Here is a 24088-nt window from a genome sequence, read left to right on the forward strand (position 1 = left end):
GCGATGACCCGCCATTACTCCGCCCTCTCGCTGCTGAAAGAGGGCTGACCGGCCAGAAGGGCTGGCGCCCGCCTGGCGCAGCCCCGAGCCGAAAAAGCGCTACGATGTGGTGATCATCGGCGGCGGCGGGCAGGGGCTGGCCACCGCCTATTACCTGGCGAGACCCACGGCCTCCGCAACGTCGCGGTAATCGAGCGCGGCTGGCTGGGCGGCGGTAACACCGGGCGGAACACCACCGCGATCCGCTCGAACTACTTCTACCCGGAAAGCACCGCGCTCTACGACCTGTCGCTGCGGCTCTACGAAACGCTCGGCCGCGAGTTGAACTACAACATCATGCTGTCGCAGCGCGGCATGATGCAGATCGTCTCCAGCCCCGGCGAGATGGAGATGGCCGCCCGTATGGTCAACGCCATGCAGGTCAACGGAGTGCAGGCGGAACTCCTCGACCGGGCCGAAGTGCAGCGGCGGGTGCCGATCTTCAACTTCGCGCCTGATGCCCGCTATCCGGTTTACGGTGCCATCCTCCAGCAGCGCGCCGGGGTGGCTCGCCACGATGCCGTGGCCTGGGGCTATGCCCGCGCTGCCGACCGTTTCGGCATCGACATCATCCAGCAATGCGAGGTTCAGGCGTTTCTGATCGAGGGCGGGCGCTGCGTCGGCGTCGCCACCTCGCGCGGAGAAATCCGCGCCGACCGGGTCGGCATGGCGGTGGCGGGCAATTCCGGCGCGCTGGCGGCGAAGGCCGGGTTCCGCCTGCCGATCACCTCCTACACGCTGCAAGCCTGCGTTTCCGAGCCGGTGAAGCCGATCTTCGACACCGTGCTGGTCTCGCCGATGACCGGCACCTATGTCAGCCAGTCCGACAAGGGCGAGATGGTGATCGGCGGGGACCTCGACCGCGTGCCCTCCTACGGCCAGCGCGGCAACCTTCCGCAACTGGAGACCGTGCTATCGGGCCTGCTGGAGATGTTCCCGGTCTTCCGCCAGTTGCGGCTGTTGCGGCAATGGGGCGGCACGGTGGACGTGACCCCGGACAGTTCGCCCATCCTCGGCGAAAGCCCGCTGGCGGGGCTATTCGTCAACGGCGGCTGGGGGACGGGCGGCTTCAAGGGCATCCCGGCCGGCGGCACCGTCTTCGCCCATATCCTCGCCACCGGCAGCCATCACCAGATCAGCCGGCCCTTCGACCTGTCCCGCTTCCGCAGCGGCCACATGATCGACGAGGCCGCGGGTGCCGGCATCGCGCATTGAAAGAGGCCTGAGATGCAGCTCTTCACCTGTCCCTTCTGCGGCCCCCGGGCCGAGGGCGAGTTCCATTTCGGCGGCGACGCCGGCAACCTGCGCCCCGAGGGCGAGGTCACGGCCGAAGCCTGGACCGACTACCTTTACTTCCGCCACAACCGTCGCGGCCCGGCGCGCGAGATCTGGATGCACCTGCCCTGCCGCGAGGTCTTCGTGATGGAACGCTACACGCTGACCCATGAGGTCACGGCGACCGAGGCGCTGCTGCCGGAGGCTCGGGCATGACCGGCTGGCGCGTCGATACCCACGGCTGGGCGCTGGACCGCAGTCGGCCGGTTTCCTTCACCTTCGATGGCCGCCGCGTTCAGGGCTTCCACGGTGGCAGCCTCGCCTCGGCGTTGCTGGCCTCGGGCACCACCATCGTCGGGCGCAGCTTCAAATATCACCGCCCGCGCGGCTTCTGGAGCGCCGGGCCGAGGAGCCGAACGGCATCGCCGACATCCACGGTGCGCAGCACCGGCCCAACGTGCAGATGACGGTGGAACCGGCGCGGGACGGCACGGTGCTGCGGTCGATCAACGGAAGCCCCTCGGCCGAGCGCGACCGCAGCGCCTTCCTCGACCGTTTCGCCCGTTTCATCCCGGCGGCCTTCTACTACAAGACCTTCATGTTCCCCGACTGGCACCTGTTCGAGCCGCGCATCCGCGCCATGGCCGGGCTGGGGCGGCTGGATCGCGATGCGCAGGGTTTCGGCCCTGCCGCCCCGGCCAATGCCTTCTGCGATGTGCTGGTGATCGGTGCCGGGCCGGCCGGTCTGACGGCGGCGCTGGCGGCGGCAGGGCAGGGGCGCAGGGTGATCCTCTGCGACGACCAGCCGGTGCCGGGCGGCAGCCTGCTTTACCGCGAACCGCGGATCGAGGGCTTGGAGGGGCGCGACTGGGCGGCGCAGGCCGTCGCGCGGCTGCGTGAGTTCGGCGCCCGGGTGATGCTCCGCACCACCGCCTTCGCCGTTACGAGCACGGGTCGACCGGGCTGGCCGAGGACGATGGAGAAGACAGGGCGCCGCGCCTCTGGCGGGTGCGCGCGGCAGAGACCGTGCTGGCGGCCGGCGCCGTCGAGTGCGGCCTGCCGTTTGCGAACAACGACCGGCCGGGGGTGATGTCGGCCATGGCGGGACTGCACTACCTGACCCGCTATGGCGTGGCGGTGGGGCGGCGGGTGGTGGTCGCCACCAACAACGGCCTCGCTTACGAGGCCGCCACCGCCCTGTCCCGGGCAGGGGTTGAGGGCCGCTTCGACCGCAGCCGGGTGGTCATACACGACGCCACCGCGCGCTATGCCACGCTGACCGTGACCGGCCCGAAGTCGCGGGCCTTGCTGCAGGCGGTGGGGCTGGGGGTCGATCTGGACGATGCCGCGCTGCCGCATATGGCGCTGGCCTGGGGCGGCTTCGGCGGCGTAGCCGTGCGGGTGACGCGGGTCAGCTTCACCGGCGACCGTTCCTATGAACTGTCGATCCGCGCCGACCGGGCGCTGCCCTTGTGGCGGGCGCTGAAGGAGGCGGGGCGGGCGTTCGATGCCGTCCTGCTGGGCGGCGAGGCGCTGATGATCCTGCGGGCCGAGAAGGGCTATATCGTCATCGGCAAGGACACCGACGGACGCACCCGGCCGATGGACCTTGGCGTCAGCGGGCCGTTCGAGAGGAAGAAGGGCTAATACATCGGCCGCCGGTCGCTGTCGCTGCCCGCGGCGGCGGATCAGGCCCGGGCGCTGGTCGGGCTGGAAAGCCCGGACGGCACGGTGCTGCCGCCCGGCGCCCACGCGGTGGAGCGTCGGGGCACGGACAAGCGCAGCATCGGCTTCGTCACCACCAGCCATTTCAGCCCCAACTTGAACCGCCCCATCGCGCTGGCGCTGGTCGAGAACGGCGCGGAGCGGATGGGCGAGACGGTGGAATTGCAGCACCTGGGCCAGCGCCTGACGGCGCGGATCGCGCCCGCCTGCGCCTTCGATCCAGAGGGAGGACGTCTCCATGCTTGACCATGCCGCGAAATGGGACGCCGCGCCCGACTGGGCCACCGCCGTTCTGGAGGCCGCAGGCGTAACCGTCCGCAGCCTGGACCTGCCGGACATGGCGCTGGTCAGCGGCGACCTGAGGGCCTTCGGGCGCGCCTCGGGCCTCGATCCGCAGGGGGCAGGAGCCTTGGGCGCGGTCCAGGGAGACAGCTACACCGTCCGGCTGGCCCGGGACCGGCTCTTGGCCGTCGGCCCGCTGCCCGGGATGGTGCAGGAAAGCTGGAACGACGCGGGCTTTGCAGTCACCGCCTTGGGCGGGGCCGACCATGGCTTCGCCCTCACCGGCGACGGCCTGCCGGACCTGCTGTCCCGCGCCACCACCCTGGACCCGGCGAACCCCGGACCCTGCGCCGCCATCGGCTTCGCCGGTGTTCCGGCGGTGCTCTACCGCCACGACCCCTCCGGCGCCCTGCGGCTGCATGTCGAGCGCGGCCTCGCCGTCTATCTCCGGTCCTGGCTGGACCAGATGCTGGCGGAGTGAGGGCGCCCTCCGCCGGGACGCCGGAACAATTCCCCTCCCGCAGCGGTTTGACGCGGGCCGGACCGGCAGTCCAAGGAGGATATGTCCATGCAAGACCGCAGCTCCCCCGTCACGCCCCCCGTGATGCCCAATGCATCCCTGCGCGAGCCCGATCCGGGCGTGGTGGACCAGCGCCAGGGCCAGATCGACCCCGCCGGGCAGCACCGGGTGGACCCGAACCGGCGCGGCGACGACAACACCAAGCAGCCCGGCGGCAGCAATCCCGACCGGGGCGAGCGCCCGGCGCCGGCCCGCCCGGACTATCCCAAGCCGCCCTTCCCCGAGCAGCGGCAGGAGCTTCCCGGCACCTTCCGCGCCATGGACCCCCGCCCCGACCATGGCGAGGACAGCTGGCGCGGCGCCGGGCGGCTGGAGGGGATGGCGGCGCTGATCACCGGCGGCGACAGCGGCATCGGCCGGGCCGTCGCCATCGCCTATGCCCGCGAGGGGGCGGATGTGGCGATCTCCTACCTGACCGAGACCGGCGATGCGGCGGACACCGCCGAGATCGTCCGCGCGGCCGGGCGGCGCTGCCTGCTCCTGCCCGGCGATGTCGGCGATCCGGCGCATTGCCGCAGCATCGTCGACCGCACGGTGCAGGAATTCGGCCGCATCGACATCCTGGTCAACAACGCCGCCCATCAGGACACTTTCGAGAACATCGAGGACATCACCGACGGCGAATGGCAGCGCACCTTCGCCACCAACATCCATGCGATGTTCTACCTCGCCAAGGCGGCGGTGCCGCATATGGCGGCGGGGGGCGCGATCATCAACACCGCCTCGATCAACGCCGACATGCCCAATCCGACGCTGCTGGCCTATGCCACCACCAAGGGGGCGATCCAGAACTTCACCGGCGGGCTGGCGCAGATGCTGGCGGAGAAGGGAATCCGGGTGAACTGCGTGGCCCCCGGGCCGGTCTGGACGCCGCTGATCCCGGCCAGCATGTCGGCCGAGAAGGTGGCGAAATTCGGCGAGAGCTACCCGATGAAGCGCCCGGCGCAGCCGGTGGAACTGGCTGCGGCCTATGTCATGCTGGCCGAGCCGATGGCCTCCTATGTCTCGGGCGCGACGCTGGCGGTGACCGGGGGCAAGCCGCTGATCTGAGCGGCGGCCCGGCCTGACCGGAAGGGCGGGGCATTGCCCCGCCCTTTTCCGTTCGCCGGGTGCAGCCGGAACCCCGAGCGATCCCAAGACCCTCCGAAAAGGACGCGGCCCGCAGCGGAAACTGCGGGCCGCGCGGGGCCGGGGGAAGGGGAGGGAGCACCCGGTCCGGCCCCGGAACGGCGCCGGTATTCAGCGCCGGCTGCCGCCCGCGAACATGCCGCCCAGCATCAGCCCGGCGGCAAGGCCCAGAAGGGCGACGGTCGACAGAACCGTTGCGGTGGTGACGGGGTTCTCGCGCGCCACGTCGGCGGCGAAGTGGATCTGGTCGCCCACCCCGCGCGCCGTCCGGCGCATCCGGCCCCGGCCCTGCTCGTAAAGGTCGGCCGCCTCTTCGATCGCGTCCTCGGCCCCCTCGGCGATGGAGCGGCTGATCCGGGACATCTCCTTCCTCAGCTCGTCGATCTGCTCTTCCAGGGAGTCGCGCATTTCCTCGACGATATCGGCCATCGGGAATCCTCCGTTGCAGGATTGCAGGATGCCGGGGGCGGAGGGCCGCCCCCGGCGAGGTCGGTCACGGGGTCATCAGCGGAGCGCCCAGGGTCGCCGGGTCGTTCTCGTCATACTCGGGCAGCGCGGTCATCTGATCGCGCGTCCAGGGCAGGTAGACCCGCAGGTCGCTGTCCGAACGGTAGATCCGCAGGTCCGAGACCGGCAGCGCGATGCGGTGCTGGCCCATCCCCAGGAAGCCGCCGATGTCCAGGATGGCATGGGTGATCTGCCCGGCCTGTTCGCCCGAGGAGGCCATCGTGTCGCTGCCGGTGGCCGGGGCGGTGGCGGTGTCGGCCGCGGTGTCGCCGGCGTCCGGCATCGTGGAGGCATCGGGCGCGGTGGTGGCGTCCGGCGCCGTGGTGGACTCGGGCATGGTGCCGGACTCGCCCGTGGTCGCGTCCGGAGCCGTCGTGCTGTCCGGCGCGGTCGCATCCGGGGTCGTGGTCGCGTCCGGGGCTGTCGCATCCGGTGCGGTGGTGCTGTCGGGCGCGGTCGCGTCCGGCGTGGTGGTCGCATCGGGAGCGGTGGTGCTGTCCGGTGCGGTCGCGTCCGGGGCCGTCGCATCCGGGGCGGTGGTGCCGTCGGGCGCGGTGGCATCCGGCGTGGTGGTCGCGTCCGGAGCCGTCGTGCTGTCGGGCGCGGTCGCATCCGGGGCGGTCGTCGCATCCGGCGCAGCGGTGCTGTCGGGCGCGGCGCCCGGCGTGGCGCCGGTGGCTCCGGCCTCGGGCGCGGCGAAGACGAGGTCGTGCACCTCGCCGATGGAATCGCCGCTGCTGTCGTAGATGGTGGCGCCCAGCAGTTCCTCGGCCGTCAGCGGCGTGGTCTGCAGGGTGAAGCCTTCTGGGATCACCATCTCCACCGGCGCGGTGGGAGCGGCCGGATCGGTCGCCGGATCGGTGGTGGTCTGGGCCTGGGCCAGGCCACCGGTCAGGCAGACGGCGAATGCGCCGAGCGCGAGTTTCCTGTGCATCTTGGTTCCTCCTTGGTGTTTTCGGGACATGCGATAACCCCTCAACCGGAGCGGGGCGGATTTGTTTCAGCGCCACGGGAGGATGGGGATTTTCGGGCTTGGGAGCGCCTGGGATTTACCCGTGCTTTGGCGAAGGCGCGTGCCTTCGCCACCGCGCAACGGTTGTAGCCGGGACCGGCCGGGCCTCAATGGCCCGGCCAGCGCCCGCCCCGCCCTCGGCGGGCGCTTCTCGCCCGCCGGGTCGGGCGCTGGCCTCTCGGGGTTGAGAGCTGACAGGTCTCCGGTTGATCCGCCGCGCACGAGCGGGGGCGAGGCAGTGCCTCGCCTGTTCCCGCCCGCGGAAACCGTGGAAAAGGGTTCACCCCGCCGCGCTGCCGCCCTGCACCCCTTCGCACAGCCGGGAAATCCGCCGCAGCTCGTCGGAGAGCGCCAGTTCCACCGCCAGCCCCTCGCCGGGGACGGCGCCCGGGTCCTCCTGGCCGTCGGGCATCACCTCCTGCCCGGCCAGCCAGTCGGCGATGGCGGCGCGGCTGTCCTCCGGGCTGCCCGCCAGCAGCCGCGCCAGCAGCTTGCGATGCGCCAGAAGCCGGCCCTCCAGCGCGGCCACGGTCTGTTCGATGCTCATCCCGCCCTCCCGGTCACAGCGCCGCCAGCATTTCGGCCGTCACCAGCGTGGTGCCGCCGGGCGCGCGGCGGAACAGCCGGGCATCGACCGCGGCGTCCTGGCCGATCACCATCCCGTCCGGCACATGCGCCCCCGGCGCGATGATCGCGCGCGAGACGAAGGCGCGCTCGCCGACGCTGGCGCCGGGCATGATCACGCTGTCGCGGACATTGGTGCGGGGGCCGGCCTCCAGCACCCGCATTCCGACATGGTCGGGCGGCACCGGCAGGCTGCAGGGCAGCCGCGGCCCGCAGATGAAGTCCAGCCAGGTGACGCGAAAGGCGTCCAGCCCGTCGACCCGCCGCCAGTAGCGCCCGGCGTCGGCGGTGCGGTGGACCTGCAGTCCGGCCTCGCGCGCCGCCGCCGTCACCGCCTGCCGCGGCAGGTCGGCCGGCACCTCGGGCAGCTGCGCCAGCCAGCGGCGGAACCAGTGCCAGTCCAGCGCCACCATGCCGATCCCGGCGCTTTCGCCGCCGTTGATCGCGGCGATCCACTGTTTCAGCGGGTCCGTCGCGGCGCCGTCCTCCTCGTCCCCCTCGGGATGGGCGCCCAGCGTCACCAGATTGCGCTCGCCCTGGTGGAAGGCCAGCATCCCGGCCAGGTCGGTCTCGCAGACATGATCGGCCGACAGGAGCAGCAGGTCGTCGGGATCGACGCCCTCGACCAGCGCCAGGAAGCGGTTGATCCCGCCCGGGTCGCTGGCGATGGAGGCGTTCATCCCCAGGCAGGCGATCCGCCGGAACACCGGCCGCCAGACCTGCCGGATATGGTTGCGCAGGCCGGAATGCCCGGCGCCGGGCTGCAGCACGATCACCTCGCCGATGCCCGCCCGCATCAGGTTGGCCAGCTGGAAGTCGATCACCCGCAGCCCCCAGGCGAAGGGCAGGGCGGCGCTGCAGTCGGTCAGCTCGTGGAAGGCGCCCCGCCGTTCCGGCGCGACCAGAAGGGCCAGCGTCCGGCGCGGCGGCGGCAGGGCGGGATCGAGGGAGAGGGGCATCGCAGACCTCCGTGGGGCGGGCAGGGGAAAGGGGGCCGACCCGGCAGGAGGGCGGCCTGCGCGGACAACGCCGCAGCGGGCCGGATTGTTCCCGGCCTTTTTCGCGTTTTCAAAACAAGGAAGGATGGCCCCGCCGGGCGGGACCATCCCGGCCCCGGCCGCGCGTCCCCGAGGGAGAGGCAGGGCGCGCGGCGGGGCCTCCGGGCGGACAGGGCCGCCGCCCGGAAGAACGGCGGAGGCGGATCAGCCCAGGCGGTCGCGCAGGGCGGCCCTGGCCCGGCTGACCCGGCTCTTGACCGTGCCGATGTCGCAGCCCAGGATCTCGGCCGCCTGGATGTAGCTTTCGCCCAGAACCGTCACCAGGATGATGGTCTCGCGGTAGTGGCGGGGCAGGTCCTGCAGCGCCTCCTCCATCTCCTGCATCCTGAGGTGCCAGAACTGCCCGTCGGTGATGGCGACCGGGATCGCGGAGACGCAGTCCGCATCCCCCGTGCGTTCCCGCTTCCGCTTGGCCCAGCTGGAATAGAAGCGGTTGCGCAGGATGGTGAACAGCCAGGCCCGCAGGTTGGTTCCGGGCTCGAAGCGGTCGATGTTCTCGATGGCGCGCAGCAGGGTCTCCTGCACCAGGTCGTCCGCCTCGGTCCGGTCGCGGCAGAGCGAGCGGGCGAAGACCCGCAGCGCCGGGATGTAGCTGATGATCTCCTCGCCGCAGCCGCCGCGGGCGGGGGGCGGCTCGGGCGTCTTCGCGGCGGCGGGGCGGGAGGGCCGGGCCTGCACCTGTGCCGGACCGGCCGGTCGCGGGCCGGAGCGGGGGCCGGACCAGCTGTCGACGGGGGACGGGGGGTCGGGTCTGGCGAGTCTCATGCAGTCGGTCATCCCTCTCTTGGCCGCCACAAGAGAGACCCTTCCGTCCCGTCTCTGGACGGAGGAGACTTCCCTTGGTGGAGCATTGCGCTGGCGTCCTGTCGCCCCTCTACAATGCGCGGCGGCGGGGATTGTTCCCCTTCCACCGCCGCCCGGCCGGCCGGGCGGCGGATTACCGCGAAGGCCCGGCCCGCTTCTTCCCGCGGGAGAGGGACATCGCCTTTTCCGGGGAACAATCCGAAGCGCCCGGCGTTGAGGCGGGATGCAGGACAAGGTTCCCCCGCCCGCACCTTCCCCCGGCAGGCCCCGCAAGCCGCCGCGCGCCGCCTATGGCGTCGGCGAGGGATTCCCGCCGCGCGCGCCGGAGCGCGCCGTCTTCCCCGACATCAGGCCCGATGAGCAGGAAGACCGTGCGGCCGGGGACCGCGGGCCGGAGGGCCGCGGCGGCGCAACAGGGGAGGCGAAGCGATGATCCCGGTTCTGGTGACCCATGCCCATGGCTATCTCGGCCGCCATGTCGTGGCCCACCTGCAGGCGCAGGGGCATGAGGTGATCGCCCGCGATACCCTGCGGCCGGCGGAGGATCTGGAACAGGCGCTGCGCGGGGTGCAGGCGGTGGTCCATCTGACCGATCCGCTGCATCCGCTGGATTGCGACGGCGACCGTCTCGAAGGGGGGCCGGCCGAGGGGCTGGACCCGCTGCACGGCCTGCTCCGCGCGATGTGTGCGGCGGGGGTGGGGCGGCTGGTGCTGCAATCCAGCCTCGGCGTCTACGGCGAGGGCCGCTATGTCGACGAGGACGGACGGCCCCATGCGGTCTGGCGCACGCCATCGGACCTGAAGGTCGGGGTCTGGGAGGCGCGGGGCTTCCACAACCAGCCGCTGGCGCCGATGCCGACGCCCGAGGATGCGGCGCCGGCGCCCCTGTCGCCCGAGGCGCGGCTCTGCCACCTGCGCGAGCGGCTGGCGCGGCGGTGGGCAAGGGTCGCCGGGGCCGAGATCGCCGTCCTGCGCATGGGCCGCCTGTTCGGCCCGCCGATGGGCGGAGAGGGCTTCTGCGGCGGCATCGGCATGATGGTGGCCAGCCTGCTGGCCGGCAAGCCGCCGCTCCTGATGGAGGACGGCGGCCAGACCGAGGACTGGCTGCACGTCCGCGACGCCGCCCGGGCGGTCGGGCTGGCGGTGATGAACTGCGACCGGCGGATGCCGCCCCTGAACATCTCCACCGGCGAGGGCCATACCGCCCGTGAGGCGGCGCGTCTCGCCGGCATGGCCGCCTTCGACTACGGCACCGCGCCGAAGGAGGCGCGGGTGGCCTGCCCGGGCACCAGCCGCCATCTGGTCGGCGCGCCGGGCGCCGCCGCCGAGCGGATCGGCTTCACCGCCGAGACCCGGCTGGCGAACGGCCTGGGCGAGCTGGTCCAGTGGACCAGGGACCGCGGCATCCCGCACCACGACCGCCTGCACCTGCGGAAATTGCAGGCGGCGGGCCGGCTGGTCGGGCCGGGCAGGGCGGAGCTGGTTCAGGCCTGACGGGGCTTCGGCTTGGCCCTGGCGGATTTGCGCATCTTGCGGACGGTGCCGGCATCGAGGCCATAGGCATCCTGCGCCGCGATCTCGGCCACCGCCTGGGTCCAGTGCCGCTCGGCCTGGCCGGAGGGGCGGCCCTCCTGCTCCCACAGCGCATAGGCGCGGTCGCGGATGCGCTGGACATTGGCGTCGTCGATGCGGTCTTCCATCGGTCTCTCCCCCGGGTCTCCTGCGGCCGGAACCGCGGCGGAGGGCGATTGTTCCAGGGCGAGGCCTCCTGCCAAGCTTTCCTTGGCGAAGGCCCGTGCCTTCGCCACGGTGGAACGCTTCCCCTTGTCCGGCCGGGACCATAAGTCCCGGCCAGCGCCCGCCCCGCCTCCGGCGGGCGCTTCTCGCCCGCCGGGTCGGGCGCTGGCCTCCCGGGGTTTATAACTGCCACCGTCTCCGGGTGAGACCGTCCGCACGGGCGGGGGCGAGGCAGTGCCTCGCCTGTTCCCGCCCGGCTCCATCGCGGACATCGACACCACGAATCGGCCAGCAATGGTTCTCGCTGCCACCGTCTCCGCTGGACCGTCCCGCATGGCCCGGTTGCGGATCGTGACGCCGCGGACCCGGCTATCCCTGCCCATCTTCTGGAAATTCCGGGAACATTCCCCTTCCGCAGGCGTTGCCGCAGGGCAACCGCAGAGGGAGGCCGTCCTGCCCATCCGATCCCCGGTCCTGCGCGGCCTCGTCCGGCTGCTGCCCGTCCTTGCGCCCGGCCCGGTGCTGGCGCAGCCCCTGTCGCTGCCCGGGCCGGAGACCCTGCGGCTCTGGCGCGACCTGCTCGATCCCGTCTGGCCGGGAGCGTTGCTGGCCGTCGCCGTCCTGCTGGCCGGCTGGATCGGCCTGACCCGCTGGCGCAGCACGATCGCCGCCCGGTTGCGCGAGACCGGGGGCCTGCGCCGCCGGCTGACCCAGTGGCTGCGCTACCTCGCCGCCGCGCTGCTGCCGCTGCTGGCCGCGCTCCTCGCCCTGCTGGTCTGGGCGGCGCTGGCGCGGCCCGACCGGCCGGAGCTGGAGCGGCTGCTGCGCCTTCTCCTGCCGGTGCTGGCGGCAGCGGCGGTGCTGGCGCTGGTCAACTGCGCCTTCACCCTTCTCTCCGCCTTCGGCCGCCGGGCGACGCGCGAGATCACCCGCCGCCTGCCGCCGCAGCTCGGCCTCGCCGCCGGGCTGATGGTCGCGGCGCTGCTGCTGCGGCAGGGGGTGCCCGGGCTGACCTCCGGGCCGGCCGGGGCCGCCGCGCTGGCGCTGGAGACCGCCGCGGCGCTGATCGGCCTGCGGGCGGCCTGGCAGCAGCGGCAGACGCTGCGGCAGCTGCTGAAGGGCGAAAGCGCCACCCCCGACGAGGACCCGCCGACCCTGCCGGAGCGGGTCACCGGCTGGGTCGCCGACCATTGGCATCTTCTCGCCATCGGGCTGATCCTGGCCGGCATGGCCGGGCGCTACGGCCTGTTCGGCCCCGACCACCGCACCGGCCTTTTCGCCGACCTGCTGCTGGCGCTGGCGCTGCTGGCGATTGCCGGGGTCGGCATCCTGCTGGCCGAAAGGCTGCACGGCCATATCCTCGGCCGGATGCAGGTGGTCGCGGGGACCGGGCTGCGCGACCGGCTGGCGCTGCGGCTCGGCCGGGTGATCCGCACCGGGGTGCAGATCGCGGTGGCGCTGTGGACCGCCAGCGCCATCGCCGCGCTGTGGTGGCCGGGGCTGCGGCAGGACGGCACCGCGGTCACCGCCGGGCTGACCACGCTGGTGGCGCTTTATGCGCTGTGGGTGATCTGGACGCTGGTCGACACGCTGCTGGACTGGTCGGCCTCGCACAGCATGGGCCGCGGCACCCGCATCCGCACCCTGCTGCCCTTCCTGCGCAACTTCGCTTTCATCGTCGTCGCCACGCTGGCGGCGATCTCGGTGCTGTCGAACCTGGGCGTGGACGTGGCGCCGCTGCTGGCGGGGGCGGGGGTGGTCGGCATCGCCATCGGCATCGGCGCGCAGAAGCTGGTGGGCGACGTGATCACCGGCATCTTCATCATCTTCGAGGACAGCATCGCCATCGGCGAGACGGTGGAGGCCGCCGGCAAGACCGGCGTGGTGGAAGGGCTGACCATCCGCACCCTGAAGCTGCGCGACGGCGACGGGGCGCTGCATTCGATCCCCTTCTCCTCGATCACCACGCTGAAGAACAACTCGCGCGGTTACGGCGCCTATACGATCAGCGCCACCATCCTGAACCCCGAGGACACCGACCGCGCCCTGGCCGAGATCGGCCGCATCGGCCGCGAGATCGCGCAGGAGCCGGAGTGGCAATCGCTGGTCACCGGGCCGTTCTCGCTGTGGGGGGTGGACCAGATCACGCCCACGGGGGTGGTGATCAAGGGCAACATCCGCTCGCACCCGAATGCGCAATGGGCCCTGGGGCGCGAGATCAACCGCCGGATCGCGCTGCGCTTCAGCGAGTTGGGGATCGCGCAGGTGCAGACCCAGCCGCTGCCGCCTCCTCCGGTCTGAAGCGGAGTCCGCGGCCCGGGCGGAATAGGCGAGGCATTGCCTCGCCCCGCCCGTGCGTGACATATCACCCGGAAACATTGGTCACGCTAAACCCCGAGAGGCCAGCGCCCGCCCGGGCGGGCGAGAAGCGCCCGCCGAGGGGCGGGCGGGCGCTGGCCGGGTGCTTTGGGCACCCGGCCGGTCCATGCGGAACCGTTGCGCTGTGGCGAAGGCACGCGCCTTCGCCAAGGTTACGGCACCACCGCCCGCAGCAGCAGCGCCAGAGCCCCCGCCGCCGCCAGCCCGGCACACCACAGCAGGGCGAACCAGCCCAGCCGGCGCAGCCAGCGCATCAGTGATAGCCCTCGTCCGGGTCGACCTTGCCGCGGAACACCCAGTAGGCGAAGGCGGTATAGGCCAGGATCACCGGGATCAGCACCGCGGTGCCGTAAAGCGCGAAGCGCAGGCTGGCGTCGGGGGCGGCGGCCTCGGCGATGGTGAGGGCGGGCGGCACGATCATCGGGTAGAAGCTGATGCCGATGCCCACGAAGGCCAGCACGAACAGCCCCTGCGCGCAGAGGAAGGGCGCCAGTTCCTCGCCCCGCTGCAACCCGCGCCAGAGCCGCAGCGCCGTCAGCGCCACCAGCGCCGGCACCGCCAGCGACCAGGCGGCATTCGGCCAGCTGAACCAGCGCTCGGCATAGACCGGGTCCTGCAGCGGCGTCAGCAGGCTGACCAGCCCCAGCATCGCCAGCGTCCCCGCCAGCGCCGGCTGCGCCAGCCGCCGCATCCGGTCCTGCACCGCGCCGGTCAGCTTCAGGTTCAGCCAGGTCGCCCCCAGCAGCGCATAGCCGAGCGGCAGCGCGATCCCGGTGACCAGCGAGAAGGGCGTCAGCCAGTCCCACCAGCCGCCGGCATAGGCGCGGCCCTGCACCTCGATCCCCTGCACCAGCGCGCCGAGGGCAATGCCCTGCGCCAGCGCCGCCGCCAGCGAGCCGCCGAAGAAGCCGAAGTCCCAGACCCGCTTCCAGCCTTGCGTCCGCCAGCGGTATTCGAAGGCGACGCCGCGGAAGATCAGCGCCAGCAGCATCGCGATGATCGGCACGTAAAGCGCCGGCATCACCACCGCATAGGCCAGCGGGAAGACCGCGAACAGCCCGCCGCCGCCGAGGACCAGCCAGGTCTCGTTGCCGTCCCAGACCGGCGCGACCGAGTTCATCATCCGGTCCCGCTCCTCCTCGTCGCGGGCGAAGGGGAAGAGGATGCCGACGCCGAGGTCGAAGCCGTCCATCAGCACATAGACCAGCACCGCGAAGGCGACGATCCCGGCCCAGATGAAGGAGAGTTCCATGCCCCACATGATCACTCCTCCGTCGCCTGGGGGTCTTCGGCCGGACCGGGGGTGATGCCGGCGGTGCGGATCGGGCCCTCGCGCAGCCGGGGGCCGGGCGCGCCGGGCGGGGCGGCCATCATCCGCAGGAGATACCAGATCCCGGCGCCGAAGATGAAGAAATAGACCACCACGAAGGCGGTCAGCGAGGCCGCCACCGCCTCCGCCGCCAAGGGCGAGCGGCTCTCGGCGGTGCGCATCAGCCCGTAGACGGTGAAGGGCTGGCGGCCGACCTCGGTGGTGATCCAGCCCGCCAGCACTGCGACGAATCCCGCGGGCCCCATCAGCACCGCGGCCCGGTGCAGCCCGGGCGAGGCGTAGAGCACCCCTTTCCAGCGCGCCCAAAGGCCCCAGAGCGCCAGCCCCAGCATGGCGAGGCCGAGCGCGACCATGACGCGGAACGACCAGAACACCACCGCCACCGGCGGCTCGTCCGCGTCGGGGATGGTGTCCAGCCCGGCCAGCGGGCCGTTCAGGTCATGGGTCAGGATCAGGCTCGACAGCTTCGGGATCTCCACCGCGTAATGCACGGTCTTCGCCTGCTGGTCGGGCCAGCCGATGAGGATCAGCGGCGCACCCTCTGGGTGGCTGTCGAAATGCCCCTCCATCGCCATGACCTTGGCCGGCTGGTGCTCCAGCGTGTTCAGCCCGTGCAGGTCGCCGGCGACGATCTGCAGCGGCGCCACCGCCGCCAGCATCCCCATCGCCATCGAGAACATCCGCCGCACCGCCGGGTTGTCGTTGCGCTCCTTCAAGAGGTGCCAGCCGCCGGCGGCGCCGACCACCAGCGCGGTGGTCAGGTAGGCGGCCAGCACCATGTGCACCAGCCGGTAGGGGAAGGAGGGGTTGAAGACGATCTCAAGCCAGTCGACCGGCACGAACTGGCCGTTTTCGGCGACGGCAAAGCCCGCCGGCGTGTGCATCCAGCTGTTCGCCGCCAGAATCCAGGTCGCCGAGACCAGGGTGCCGACCGCGACCAGCACCGTGGCCAGCATGTGCAGCCCGTCGCCGACCCGGGCGCGGCCGAACAGCATGATGCCCAGGAAGCCGGCCTCCAGGAAGAAGGCGGTCAGCACCTCGTAGGCCATCAGCGGCCCGATCACCGGCCCGGCCCGGTCGGAGAACACCGACCAGTTGGTGCCGAACTGGTAGGACATCACGATGCCGGAGACGACGCCCATGCCGAAGGCGACGGCGAAGATCTTCTTCCAGTGGTCGAAGAGCACCAGGTAGCTGCGGTCGCCGCTGCGCAGCCAGAGCGCGTTCAGGACGGCCAGATAGCTGGCCAGCCCGATCGAGAAGGCCGGGAAGACGATGTGGAAGGACACCGTGAAGGCGAACTGCAGCCTCGCCAGCATTTCGGCCGAATACATCTTCCGCCCCCCGCGGCCGTATCGGGGGACAACGGGGCGGGGCGGCAAAGGTTCCGCCCTTGGAACAATCCCCGGCCCCGTCCGTTCAGGCCGGGACCCAAGAGGAAAGGACGGAACGATGGAAGAGACCCGCGAGCACTACCTGGCCTGGCTGCGCGATGCCCATGCCATGGAGGAACAGGCCCTGACGATGATGCGCGGGATGCGGTCGCGCCTGGAGAACTATCCCGATCTCAGCGCCCGCATCGACCGCCACATCGCCGAGACCGAGGGCCAGGCCGAGGACCTGCGCCGGCTCTTGGAGGGGCAGGACACCGGCAGCTCGGTGATGAAGGACGCTATGGCGCGGATGACCGCCACCGGCCAGGCGCTGAGCGGGATGTTCGTCGGCGACGAGGTGGTGAAGGGCAGCATGGCCAGCTACACCTTCGAGCATATGGAGATCGCCGCCTACAAGGTGCTGATCGCGGCGGCGAAGCAGCTGGGCGAGACCGGCGCGGTGGCGGTGTTCGAAAGGATCCTGGTGCAGGAGCAGGACATGGCCGACTGGCTGTTCGACCACCTCGACCAGACCACGCAGATCTTCCTGGCGCGGGACGAGGCGAATTTGCAGGCGAAAAGGTAGGGGCAGGGAACTGCTCCGCTGCCTTGGCGAAGGCGCGTGCCTTCGCCACAGCGCAACGGCTCACCTTGTCCCGGCCGGGACCATAAGTCCCGGCCAGCGCCCGCCCCGCCCTCGGCGGGCGCTTCTCGCCCGCCGGGTCGGGCGCTGGCCTCTCGGGGTTATGTGCTGCCACCGTCTCCGGGTGCAACCGCCGCGAGCGGGCGGGGGCGAGGCAGTGCCTCGCCTGTTCCCGCCCGGTAGAGCGCCGTTTCATGCCTGATATGATCGCAAGGCCCCGGGTTGCACCGGGCCGCCATCTTCGTCACTCTACCCCCATGCCACCCTTCCTCCCGCCCTTCGACCCGGAGCTTCCGGCCGCTGACCTTGCCCGCGCCCTGATCGGGGCGGAACTCGTGGTCCGCGGCGCCGGCGGCATCGTGGTCGAGACCGAGGCCTATGCCGCCGACGACCCGGCCTCGCACAGCTTCCGCGGCCCGACGCCGCGCAACGCCGCGATGTTCGGCCCGGCCGGGCACGCCTATGTCTACCGCTCCTACGGGCTGCATCTCTGCCTCAACGTGGTCGGGCGGCCCGGGGAGGCGGTGCTGATCCGGGCGCTTTCCCCCTCGGTCGGGGTTGAGACCATGCGGCAGCGGCGCCCCGTCGGCCCGCTCTGCGCCGGGCCGGGGCGGCTGGGGCAGGCGCTGGACATCCGGCTGACGGACAGCGGCCGCCCCTTCGACGGCAGCGAGCTGGCCCTGCGCCCCGCCCCGATGCCGCCCGGCCGCATCCTGACCGGCCCGCGCATCGGCATCTCGCGGGCCACCGAACTGCCCTGGCGCTTCGGCCTTGCCGGGTCGCCCGACCTCAGCCGCGGCTTTCCCGGCAGCTGACCGGCGAGGCTCTGCCGGTTCCGCCGGGGCCGGGAACAATTCCCCGGCGCGGGAATTGATCCGGGCAGGTGCAACCAGAGGTCTGCCATGCCCGATACCCTTCTCCCTTCCCCGACCACCTTCTGCGTGCTGCTGGCCGGGGGCAAGGGAACACGTCTGCACGAACTGACCCATGCGGAATCGAAGCCCGCGCTGCCCTTCGCCGGCGGCCGGCTGGTCGATTTCGCGCTGGAGAACGCCGCCCGCTCCGGCCTGCCGCAGGTGATGGCCGCGACGCAATACCAAGGCGAGGGGCTGGCCAGCTACCTGCAGCGCCATTGGGCGGGCCGGTTCCGGCAGGGGGTGCAGATCCGCGACGGCCGGCGGCTGACCCCGCGCGGCTATCTCGGCACCGCCGACGCGCTGCGGGCGAACCTGGCCGAGATTGGGGCCAGCGGGGCGGAGCTGGTGCTGGTGCTCTCGGCCGACCACGTCTACCGGATGGACTACCGCGCGATGATCGCCGACCACCTGGCCTCGGGGCGCAGCGTGACGGTGGCCGCCGATACCGTGTCGGTCGACCGCGCCTCGGCCTTCGGGGTGTTGTCGGTGGACCGGCAGGGCGGCATCACCGCCTTCGCCGAGAAGCCGGCGTGGCCGGTGCCGATGCCGGGCGATCCCGGCCGCGCCCTGATCAGCATGGGCGTCTATGTTTTCGACCGGCGCTGGCTGGAGCAGGCGCTGGCCGACCCGGATTGCAACGACTTCGGCCACGACATCCTGCCGATGGCGGTGACCGAAGGCGCGGCGCAGGTCCACCGCCCGGCGGAAGCGGATTTCTACTGGCGCGACGTGGGCACGCTGGACGGCTACCGGCTGGCGCATCTGGACTTCCTGCGCGACGAGGCGCTGAGACCCTTCCCGCTGGACTGGCGCACTCCGCCGCAGGCGCGGCTGGCCGCCGCCCGCGGCACCGTGCTGCTGCCGGGCGCCACCCTCGGCGCGGGGGTGCGGCTCAGCCGCTGCATCGTCGCCCCCGGCGCGCATGTGCCGGACGGCCTGACCGCCGGCCGCGACCCGGAGGAGGATGCCCGCTGGTTCCGCATCACCCCCGGCGGCACCGTGCTGATCACCGCCGCCATGGCCGACCGCTGGCGTGCGGCCCATGCCCGGCGGCGGGCGGTGGTGGTCTGGCGGCCCTGTCCCGGCCTGCAGGAGGCCTGAGATGCAGATGCCCGTCCCCGTGCCGGCGCTGGCCTTCGACCGCGCCGCCGCCAGCCCTGCGCGCCTCGGCGCCGACGTGCGCGACGGCGGCACCAACTTCGCCCTCTTCTCCGACCATGCCGAGCGGGTGGAACTGGTGTTCTTCGATCCAGAGGGCGGCCGTGAGACCTGGCGCGCCGACCTGCCCGAGATGGAGGGCGGCATCTGGCACGGCTTCCTGCCCGGGGTGGGGCCGGGCCAGTGCTACGGCTACCGCGTCCATGGCCCCTGGGCGCCGGAAGAGGGCCATCGCTTCAACCCGGCCAAGCTGCTGCTCGACCCCTATGCGATGGAACTGGCGGGCGAGCTGACCTGGGCGGACGAGCTGTTCGGCCACGACCCGGCGCAGGACGACCTTGTGCGAGACGACCGCGACAGCGCCCCCTTCATGCCGAAAGCGGTAGTTGCCGATCCGGTCTTCGACTGGCAGGCCGAGCGGACGCTGAACCATCCCTGGCGCGACGTGATGATCTACGAGGCGCATCTGCGCGGGCTGACCATGCAGCATCCCGATGTGGAGGAGGCCGCCCGCGGCACCTTCGCCGGCCTCGCCTCGGATGCGGTGATCGGCCATCTGCGCGACCTTGGCGTGACCACGCTGGAGCTGCTGCCGGTGCAGGGCTTCGTCCACGACCGGGTGCTGGTGGAGCGGGGCCTGCGCAACTACTGGGGCTACAACACGCTGTCCTTCTTCGCCCCGCACCGCCCCTATCTGCGCAGCGGCGCCGCGCGCGAGGTGAAGGCGGCGGTGAAGCGGCTGCACGAGGCGGGGATCGAGGTGATCCTCGACGTGGTCTACAACCACACCGCCGAGGGCAGCGAGAAGGGGCCGACGCTGTCCTTCCGCGGCATCGACAACGCCAGCTACTACATGCTGGCCGAGGATCGGCGGCATTGCTACGATACCACCGGCACCGGCAACGCGCTGAACCTCGCCCATCCGATGGTGCTGCGGATGGTGATGGACAGCTTGCGCTACTGGGTCGAGTCGATGCATGTCGACGGCTTCCGCTTCGACCTTGCCTCCACGCTGGGCCGCGGGCCGCAGGGCTTCGACCAGCGCGGCGCCTTCCTGGCGGCGATCCGGCAGGACCCGGTGCTGAGCCGGGTCAAGCTGATCGCCGAGCCCTGGGACGTGGGCGAGGGCGGCTATCAGCTGGGCGGCTTCCCCTGGCCGTTCCGGGAATGGAACGACAAGTTCCGCGACGACACCCGCCGGTTCTGGAAGGGCGAGGCGGTGCTGCCGCGGCTGTCGCAGCGGCTGCTCGGCTCTCCGGTGCAGTTCGACCATGCCCACCGGCCGGCGACCAGTTCGATCAACCTGATCACCGCGCATGACGGCTTCACCCTGCGCGACCTGCTGTCCTACGACCACCCCCGCAACGAGGCCAACGGCGAGGGCGGCGAGGACGGCCACGACGCCAACCATTCCGACAGCTTCGGCAGCGAAGGCCCCTCCGACGATCCGGCCGTCGAGGCGGCGCGGCGGCGGCGGGCGCGGGGGCTGCTGGCGGTGCTGATGCTGTCGCAGGGGGTGCCGATGGTGCTGGCGGGGGACGAGTTGGGCAATTCGCAGGGCGGCAACAACAACGCCTATTGCCAGGACAACCCTACCGGCTGGCTGGACTGGTCCGGCGCCGAAGGGGGACTGGCGCAGGTGCTGCGCGACCTGGCGGTCTTCCGCCGCGACAGCGGGCTGGCGCAGGACGGCTTCCTGAAGGGCGAGGGCGAAGCCGCCGTCTCCTGGCTGCACCCCCGCGGCGGTGCGATGGAGGAGGGCGACTGGCAGGACGAGGGCCTGCGCGTCTTCGGTCTGCGGCTCGACCTGGCCGGGGGGCCGCTGCTGATGCTGTTCAACGCCGGCGGTGATGCCGACTTCGCCCTGCCCGAGGGGGAATGGTGCTGCGTGCTGGACACTGCGGCCGAGCCGGTGCTGCGCGACGAGGCGGCGGAAGGGGTCCGCAAGGTCGAGGCGCAGTCGGTCGCCGTGCTGCGCGCCGCGTCCTGACCGCCGCGAAGGGGGAAGACCATGGCCAAGCCCGGATTGATCCACGGCCCGCTGAGGCCGGATGCCGTGCATCTCTGCGTCGACATGCAGCGCCTCTTCGCCGAGGGCTCGCCCTGGGAGGTGCCCTGGCTGGCCCGCATCCTGCCCGCGGTCGAGGCGGTCTGCGCCCATCGGCCGGACCGCACCGTCTTCACCCGCTTCATCCCTCCGGCCACGCCCGGGGAAGCCGGCGGCAGCTGGCGGCTCTACTGGCGCAAGTGGGAGGAGATGACGCTGAAGGCCAAGGGCGGCGGGATGGTCGGGCTGGTGCCAGCGCTGGACCGCTTCGCGCCGCCGGCGCGGGTGGTGGACAAGAAGGTCTATTCCCCCTGGCTGGACCCGGCGCTGGATGCCGCGCTGCGCGAGATGGGCACCGACACCCTGATCGTCACCGGCGGCGAGACCGATGTCTGCGTGCTGGCCACCGCGCTTGGCGCCATCGACCGGGGGTTCCGGCTGGTCATGGTGACCGATGCGCTGTGCAGTTCCTCCGACCGCACCCACGACGACCTGATGGAGGTCTACCTGCACCGCTTCTCGGTCCAGATCGAGACCGCCGAGACCGAAGAGGTGCTGGCGGCCTGGGGGCGGGCATGATTCCGGCTCCGCCCTCGCCGCAGGCCCGCCGCCACCGGATGCGCTTCGGCGCCGAGGTCCACGACGGCGGCACCCGCTTCCGCCTCTGGGCGCCGAAATGCCGCCGGGTCCGGCTGCAGGTCGAGGCGCAGGTGCCGCTGACGATGGAGCGCGACGACGAGGGCTGGCATTGGACCGATGTCGAAGGCGTGGGGGCCGGTGCGCGCTATGCCTTCCTGTTGCCGCGCGGCAAGAAGCCCTTCGCCGATCCCGCCTCGCGCTTCCAGCCCGAGGGGCTGGAGGGGCCGAGCGAGGTGATCGACCCCGCCGCCTACCGCTGGCGCCACCGTGACTGGCGCGGCCGGCCCTGGGAAGAGGCGGTGATCTACGAAATCCACCCCGGCGCCTTCACGCAGGAGGGCAGCTGGTCGGCGGCGGCGAAGCGGCTGGACCACCTTGCCGCGCTCGGCGTCACCGCGGTGCAGCTGATGCCGCTGGCGCAATGCTACGGCGACTTCAACTGGGGCTACGACGGCGCGCTGTGGTTCGCGCCCTTTGCCGCCTACGGCCGGCCCGAGGCGCTGAAGGCTTTCGTCGACGCCGCCCATGGCCGCGGGATCATGGTCTTCCTCGATGTGGTCTACAACCATTTCGGCCCGGTCGGGAACATCCTGCCGCAGCTGGCGCCGATCTTCACCGCGCGCCACCGCAGCCCCTGGGGCCAGGCGATCAACTTCGACGGCCGCGGCTCGGCGGTGGTGCGGGAATTCGTGGTGGAGAACGCGCTTTACTGGCTGACCGAGTTCAATCTGGACGGGCTGCGCTTCGATGCCACCCATGTCTATGCCGACGACAGCAACACCCATATCCTGGAACTGCTGGCGGCGCGGCTGCGCGCGGCCGATCCGCTGCGGCATGTCCACCTGATCGCCGAGAATTCCGAGAACCGCGAGCGGTGGATCCGCCGCGACGCGCTGCTGCGCCCGGTGCATTGCACCGCGCAATGGAACGACGACCTGCACCATGTCCTCCACGCCGCGGCGACCGGCGAGACCGGCGGCTACTACGCCGATTACGACAAGGGGACCCCGGCCTTCGAGAAGCTGGGCCGCGCGCTGGCCGAGGGCTTCGCCTATCAGGGCGAGGTCAAGCCGCACGAGGGCGGGCGGCGGGGCGAGCCGTCCGAGGGGCTGCCGCCGACGGCCTTCGTGGCCTATGTGCAGAACCACGACCAGATCGGCAACCGGGTGCGCGGCGACCGCATCCACACCCTCGCCCCGCCCGCGGCGGTGGAGGCCTTCGCAGCGGTCTGCCTGCTGTCGCCGCAGATTCCGCTGATCTTCATGGGCGAGGACTTCCGAGCCTCCACCCCGTTCCCCTTCTTCTCGGCCATGCCCGAGGAGATGCGGGAGCAGACCCTGAAGGGCCGGCGGGAGGAGTTGCGCAAGACCCCCGAACCGCACGAAGCCGGCAAGCCCGACGAGGAGGAAACCCCCGATCCCACCCGGCGCGAGACCTTCCTGTCGGCGAAACTGGACTGGCGCGAAGTGGTGCGGGCCGAGGGGCAGGCGGCGCTGCGGCTCTACCGCGCGCTCCTCGACCTGCGGCGGCACGAGATCGTGCCGCGGCTGGCGGGGATGGGGGGGTTCGCCGGCTCCTACCGGCGGCTGGGAAAGGATGCGGTCGCTGTCAGCTGGCGGATGGGCGACGGCGCGCTTTTGCACCTGCGGCTGAACATGAACGACCGGCCGCAGGACGGCGCGGGGGATTGCCCCGGCCGCCGGCTGTGGCTGAGCGGTGCGGTGGAGGGCGGCCGGATGGCGCCCTGGACCGTGCTCTGGATGCTGGAGAGCTGATCAGCCCAAGGCCGGCAGCACCTTTTCCCCGAAGGTCTCGATGAAGGCCCGCTGGTTGCGGCCGACGCAATGCAGGTGCACCACGTCGCCAAGCGCGCAGAGCGCGGCGATGCGGTCGCGGTGCCAGCCGGGATCGGCCGAGATCGCGACGCAGGCCCGCATCGCCGGTTCGGAGACCAGCCCGCCGATGCGGTCGAAATCGGCCGGGCGGCGCAGGTCCCAGTTCGCCTCGCCCCCCGCCACCACCGGCGCCCACTGGTCCATCGCCAGCGCCAGCGCCTCGGATTCCTCCGCGGCCCAGGACAGCGAGTGCTGGATATGGACCGGCTTGCCTTCGCCGCCGCCATCGCGGAACGCCTCCACCACCCGGGAGACATCCTCGGGCCGGCCGCCGGTGGTCAGCAGCCCGTCGGCCCATCCGGCCACCTCCCGCGCCGTCTCGGGGCTGACGGCGGCGCCGTAAAGCGGCACCGGATCGGCGGGAAGGGTGTAGAGCCGCGCCTCCACCACCGTCACCCGGCCGCGGTGGGTGACGGTCTCGCCATCGAACAGCGCGCGGATGACGGCGGCGCATTCGCGCAGGCGGGCGTTGCGTTCGGGCTTGTCGGGCCAGTATTCCCCCAGGATCGCCTCGTTGATCGCCTCGCCGCTGCCGAGCGCCAGCCAGAACCGGCCGGGGAACATCTCGGCCAGCGTCGCTGCGCCCTGCGCCACCAGGGCGGGGTGATAGCGCCAGCCGGGGGCGGTGATCAGGCCGAAGGGCAGGGCGGTCGCCTGCATCGCGGCGCCGAGCCAGCTCCAGGCGAAGCCGGACTGGCCCTGCCGCGCGCTCCAGGGGTGGAAATGGTCGGAGGACTTCGCCTCCGCGAACCCGGCTTCCTCGGCCAGGCGGACGAGACCCAGCAGGTCCCCGGGCGAAAACTGTTCGTGCGAGGCGTGATAGCCGATCCGTGGCAAGGCATTCTCCCTGGCGTTCCGGTCCCAACCCGCGGCGGCAGGGGTTGTTCCGGGGAACAATCGGCCCGCGGCGCGGTTGCGGGAAGGCCAAGTCAAAGG

25 protein-coding genes and 1 pseudogene are annotated in these 24088 nt (G+C 71.8%); 16 read left to right on the forward strand and 10 right to left on the reverse strand.

From position 1 onward, the window contains the following. Positions 1-3: 3 nt before the first annotated feature. From G5B31_RS11325 to G5B31_RS11345, 8 genes and pseudogenes are all read left to right on the forward strand, one after another. Positions 4-1254, forward strand: a pseudogene (locus tag G5B31_RS11325) (sarcosine oxidase subunit beta family protein). 12 nt (positions 1255-1266) lie between these two features. After that, a complete protein-coding gene (locus tag G5B31_RS11330) occupies positions 1267-1530 on the forward strand; it encodes a sarcosine oxidase subunit delta (protein WP_165017523.1) in 264 nt (87 codons plus the stop codon). Beyond that, positions 1527-1781, forward strand: coding sequence for a 2Fe-2S iron-sulfur cluster-binding protein (locus tag G5B31_RS21045; protein WP_205911901.1), 255 nt, complete (start codon positions 1527-1529; stop codon positions 1779-1781). Before G5B31_RS11330 ends, G5B31_RS21045 begins: the two co-directional genes overlap by 4 nt. Beyond that, positions 1778-2404, forward strand: a complete 627-nt coding sequence (locus G5B31_RS21050) for an FAD-dependent oxidoreductase (protein ID WP_205911902.1) — start codon at positions 1778-1780, stop codon at positions 2402-2404. Before G5B31_RS21045 ends, G5B31_RS21050 begins: the two co-directional genes overlap by 4 nt. A gap of 8 nt (positions 2405-2412) precedes the next feature. Beyond that, positions 2413-2961 (forward strand): hypothetical protein, encoded by a 549-nt coding sequence (locus tag G5B31_RS21055; RefSeq protein WP_205911903.1) that lies wholly within the window; start codon positions 2413-2415, stop codon positions 2959-2961. Positions 2962-3015: 54 nt separating this feature from the next. Next, positions 3016-3285 (forward strand): glycine cleavage T C-terminal barrel domain-containing protein, encoded by a 270-nt coding sequence (locus G5B31_RS21060; protein ID WP_276616164.1) that lies wholly within the window; start codon positions 3016-3018, stop codon positions 3283-3285. After that, complete coding sequence (locus G5B31_RS11340; protein ID WP_165017526.1) at positions 3278-3802, forward strand: hypothetical protein; 525 nt, start codon at positions 3278-3280, stop codon at positions 3800-3802. Before G5B31_RS21060 ends, G5B31_RS11340 begins: the two co-directional genes overlap by 8 nt. Positions 3803-3889: 87 nt before the next feature. Then, complete coding sequence (locus G5B31_RS11345) at positions 3890-4951, forward strand: glucose 1-dehydrogenase (RefSeq protein ID WP_240904376.1); 1062 nt, start codon at positions 3890-3892, stop codon at positions 4949-4951. Positions 4952-5140: 189 nt separating this feature from the next. Here the strand turns inward: G5B31_RS11345 and G5B31_RS11350 are convergent, their stop codons facing one another. From G5B31_RS11350 to G5B31_RS11370, 5 genes are all read right to left on the reverse strand, one after another. Further along, the gene (locus tag G5B31_RS11350) at positions 5141-5458 is read right to left on the reverse strand and encodes a hypothetical protein (protein ID WP_165017530.1); all 318 of its coding nucleotides are present in this window, start codon (positions 5456-5458) and stop codon (positions 5141-5143) included. A gap of 64 nt (positions 5459-5522) precedes the next feature. Further along, positions 5523-6470, reverse strand: a complete 948-nt coding sequence (locus G5B31_RS11355; RefSeq protein WP_165017533.1) for a hypothetical protein — start codon at positions 6468-6470, stop codon at positions 5523-5525. Positions 6471-6828: 358 nt separating this feature from the next. Next, a complete protein-coding gene (locus G5B31_RS11360; protein ID WP_165017536.1) occupies positions 6829-7095 on the reverse strand; it encodes a hypothetical protein in 267 nt (88 codons plus the stop codon). Between the two features lie 13 nt (positions 7096-7108). Beyond that, positions 7109-8131: a sugar phosphate nucleotidyltransferase gene (locus tag G5B31_RS11365; protein WP_165017539.1), complete on the reverse strand. Its 1023-nt coding sequence runs from the start codon at positions 8129-8131 to the stop codon at positions 7109-7111. A gap of 243 nt (positions 8132-8374) precedes the next feature. Continuing rightward, a complete protein-coding gene (locus G5B31_RS11370) occupies positions 8375-8995 on the reverse strand; it encodes a sigma-70 family RNA polymerase sigma factor (protein WP_165017542.1) in 621 nt (206 codons plus the stop codon). Positions 8996-9463: 468 nt separating this feature from the next. On the opposite strand from G5B31_RS11370, the gene G5B31_RS11375 reads away from it, so the two are divergent. Then, positions 9464-10528, forward strand: coding sequence for an NAD(P)-dependent oxidoreductase (locus G5B31_RS11375; protein ID WP_165017545.1), 1065 nt, complete (start codon positions 9464-9466; stop codon positions 10526-10528). Here the strand turns inward: G5B31_RS11375 and G5B31_RS11380 are convergent. Beyond that, entirely contained in the window at positions 10519-10734 is a 216-nt protein-coding gene (locus G5B31_RS11380) for a DUF2934 domain-containing protein (RefSeq protein ID WP_165017548.1), read from the reverse strand. The genes G5B31_RS11375 and G5B31_RS11380 overlap by 10 nt on opposite strands. Positions 10735-11290: 556 nt before the next feature. Between G5B31_RS11380 and G5B31_RS11385 the strand changes: the two genes are divergently transcribed. Continuing rightward, positions 11291-13072: a mechanosensitive ion channel domain-containing protein gene (locus G5B31_RS11385; RefSeq protein WP_165017551.1), complete on the forward strand. Its 1782-nt coding sequence runs from the start codon at positions 11291-11293 to the stop codon at positions 13070-13072. Between the two features lie 230 nt (positions 13073-13302). On the opposite strand, the gene G5B31_RS11390 is transcribed toward G5B31_RS11385, so the two are convergent. Genes G5B31_RS11390 through G5B31_RS11400 form a run of 3 tightly spaced genes read right to left on the reverse strand, consistent with a single transcriptional unit; the run spans position 13303 to position 15814 of the window. Continuing rightward, positions 13303-13404 (reverse strand): DUF2474 domain-containing protein, encoded by a 102-nt coding sequence (locus tag G5B31_RS11390; RefSeq protein WP_165017554.1) that lies wholly within the window; start codon positions 13402-13404, stop codon positions 13303-13305. After that, on the reverse strand, positions 13404-14411 hold the full coding sequence (cydB, locus tag G5B31_RS11395; RefSeq protein ID WP_165017557.1) for a cytochrome d ubiquinol oxidase subunit II: 1008 nt from the start codon (positions 14409-14411) through the stop codon (positions 13404-13406). The genes G5B31_RS11390 and cydB overlap by 1 nt, the downstream gene beginning before the upstream one ends. Positions 14412-14413: 2 nt before the next feature. Next, positions 14414-15814: a cytochrome ubiquinol oxidase subunit I gene (locus G5B31_RS11400; RefSeq protein WP_165017560.1), complete on the reverse strand. Its 1401-nt coding sequence runs from the start codon at positions 15812-15814 to the stop codon at positions 14414-14416. A gap of 118 nt (positions 15815-15932) precedes the next feature. On the opposite strand from G5B31_RS11400, the gene G5B31_RS11405 reads away from it, so the two are divergent. From G5B31_RS11405 to treZ, 6 genes are all read left to right on the forward strand, one after another. Further along, entirely contained in the window at positions 15933-16439 is a 507-nt protein-coding gene (locus G5B31_RS11405) for a ferritin-like domain-containing protein (RefSeq protein ID WP_165017562.1), read from the forward strand. A 314-nt stretch (positions 16440-16753) separates the two neighbouring features. Beyond that, on the forward strand, positions 16754-17311 hold the full coding sequence (locus G5B31_RS11410) for a DNA-3-methyladenine glycosylase (protein ID WP_165017565.1): 558 nt from the start codon (positions 16754-16756) through the stop codon (positions 17309-17311). An 87-nt stretch (positions 17312-17398) separates the two neighbouring features. Continuing rightward, positions 17399-18514 (forward strand): sugar phosphate nucleotidyltransferase, encoded by a 1116-nt coding sequence (locus G5B31_RS11415; protein ID WP_165017568.1) that lies wholly within the window; start codon positions 17399-17401, stop codon positions 18512-18514. Between the two features lies 1 nt (position 18515). After that, positions 18516-20561, forward strand: a complete 2046-nt coding sequence (gene glgX / locus G5B31_RS11420) for a glycogen debranching protein GlgX (RefSeq protein WP_165017571.1) — start codon at positions 18516-18518, stop codon at positions 20559-20561. A 21-nt stretch (positions 20562-20582) separates the two neighbouring features. Beyond that, positions 20583-21197, forward strand: a complete 615-nt coding sequence (locus G5B31_RS11425) for a cysteine hydrolase family protein (protein WP_165017573.1) — start codon at positions 20583-20585, stop codon at positions 21195-21197. Beyond that, positions 21194-23032: a malto-oligosyltrehalose trehalohydrolase gene (gene treZ / locus G5B31_RS11430; RefSeq protein ID WP_240904377.1), complete on the forward strand. Its 1839-nt coding sequence runs from the start codon at positions 21194-21196 to the stop codon at positions 23030-23032. Before G5B31_RS11425 ends, treZ begins: the two co-directional genes overlap by 4 nt. Here treZ and G5B31_RS11435 read toward each other — a convergent pair whose 3' ends face one another. After that, positions 23033-23989 carry a TIGR03885 family FMN-dependent LLM class oxidoreductase gene (locus G5B31_RS11435; RefSeq protein ID WP_165017576.1) on the reverse strand — a complete coding sequence of 319 codons (957 nt, stop codon included), beginning with the start codon at positions 23987-23989 and terminating at the stop codon, positions 23033-23035. Positions 23990-24088 lie beyond the last annotated feature (99 nt).

It is taken from the genome of Rhodobacter sp. SGA-6-6 (assembly GCF_011043545.1).
Taxonomy (GTDB): Bacteria; Pseudomonadota; Alphaproteobacteria; order Rhodobacterales; family Rhodobacteraceae; genus Pseudogemmobacter.

Bases quoted from the DNA above. Each gene is read 5' to 3' on its own strand.
- G5B31_RS11375 (WP_165017545.1), top strand. From the start codon at position 9,464: ATGATCCCGGTTCTGGTGACCCATGCCCATGGCTATCTCGGCCGCCAT.
- G5B31_RS11370 (WP_165017542.1), bottom strand. From the start codon at position 8,995: ATGAGACTCGCCAGACCCGACCCCCCGTCCCCCGTCGACAGCTGGTCC.
- G5B31_RS11410 (WP_165017565.1), top strand. From the start codon at position 16,754: ATGCCACCCTTCCTCCCGCCCTTCGACCCGGAGCTTCCGGCCGCTGAC.
- G5B31_RS11415 (WP_165017568.1), top strand. From the start codon at position 17,399: ATGCCCGATACCCTTCTCCCTTCCCCGACCACCTTCTGCGTGCTGCTG.
- G5B31_RS11350 (WP_165017530.1), bottom strand. From the start codon at position 5,458: ATGGCCGATATCGTCGAGGAAATGCGCGACTCCCTGGAAGAGCAGATC.
- glgX (WP_165017571.1), top strand. From the start codon at position 18,516: ATGCAGATGCCCGTCCCCGTGCCGGCGCTGGCCTTCGACCGCGCCGCC.
- G5B31_RS11405 (WP_165017562.1), top strand. From the start codon at position 15,933: ATGGAAGAGACCCGCGAGCACTACCTGGCCTGGCTGCGCGATGCCCAT.
- G5B31_RS11345 (WP_240904376.1), top strand. From the start codon at position 3,890: ATGCAAGACCGCAGCTCCCCCGTCACGCCCCCCGTGATGCCCAATGCA.
- G5B31_RS11400 (WP_165017560.1), bottom strand. From the start codon at position 15,814: ATGTATTCGGCCGAAATGCTGGCGAGGCTGCAGTTCGCCTTCACGGTG.
- G5B31_RS11330 (WP_165017523.1), top strand. From the start codon at position 1,267: ATGCAGCTCTTCACCTGTCCCTTCTGCGGCCCCCGGGCCGAGGGCGAG.
- G5B31_RS11425 (WP_165017573.1), top strand. From the start codon at position 20,583: ATGGCCAAGCCCGGATTGATCCACGGCCCGCTGAGGCCGGATGCCGTG.
- G5B31_RS11355 (WP_165017533.1), bottom strand. From the start codon at position 6,470: ATGCACAGGAAACTCGCGCTCGGCGCATTCGCCGTCTGCCTGACCGGT.
- G5B31_RS21045 (WP_205911901.1), top strand. From the start codon at position 1,527: ATGACCGGCTGGCGCGTCGATACCCACGGCTGGGCGCTGGACCGCAGT.
- treZ (WP_240904377.1), top strand. From the start codon at position 21,194: ATGATTCCGGCTCCGCCCTCGCCGCAGGCCCGCCGCCACCGGATGCGC.
- G5B31_RS11340 (WP_165017526.1), top strand. From the start codon at position 3,278: ATGCTTGACCATGCCGCGAAATGGGACGCCGCGCCCGACTGGGCCACC.
- G5B31_RS11365 (WP_165017539.1), bottom strand. From the start codon at position 8,131: ATGCCCCTCTCCCTCGATCCCGCCCTGCCGCCGCCGCGCCGGACGCTG.
- G5B31_RS11380 (WP_165017548.1), bottom strand. From the start codon at position 10,734: ATGGAAGACCGCATCGACGACGCCAATGTCCAGCGCATCCGCGACCGC.
- G5B31_RS11390 (WP_165017554.1), bottom strand. From the start codon at position 13,404: ATGCGCTGGCTGCGCCGGCTGGGCTGGTTCGCCCTGCTGTGGTGTGCC.
- G5B31_RS21055 (WP_205911903.1), top strand. From the start codon at position 2,413: ATGGCGGGACTGCACTACCTGACCCGCTATGGCGTGGCGGTGGGGCGG.
- G5B31_RS11360 (WP_165017536.1), bottom strand. From the start codon at position 7,095: ATGAGCATCGAACAGACCGTGGCCGCGCTGGAGGGCCGGCTTCTGGCG.
- cydB (WP_165017557.1), bottom strand. From the start codon at position 14,411: ATGTGGGGCATGGAACTCTCCTTCATCTGGGCCGGGATCGTCGCCTTC.
- G5B31_RS21050 (WP_205911902.1), top strand. From the start codon at position 1,778: ATGACGGTGGAACCGGCGCGGGACGGCACGGTGCTGCGGTCGATCAAC.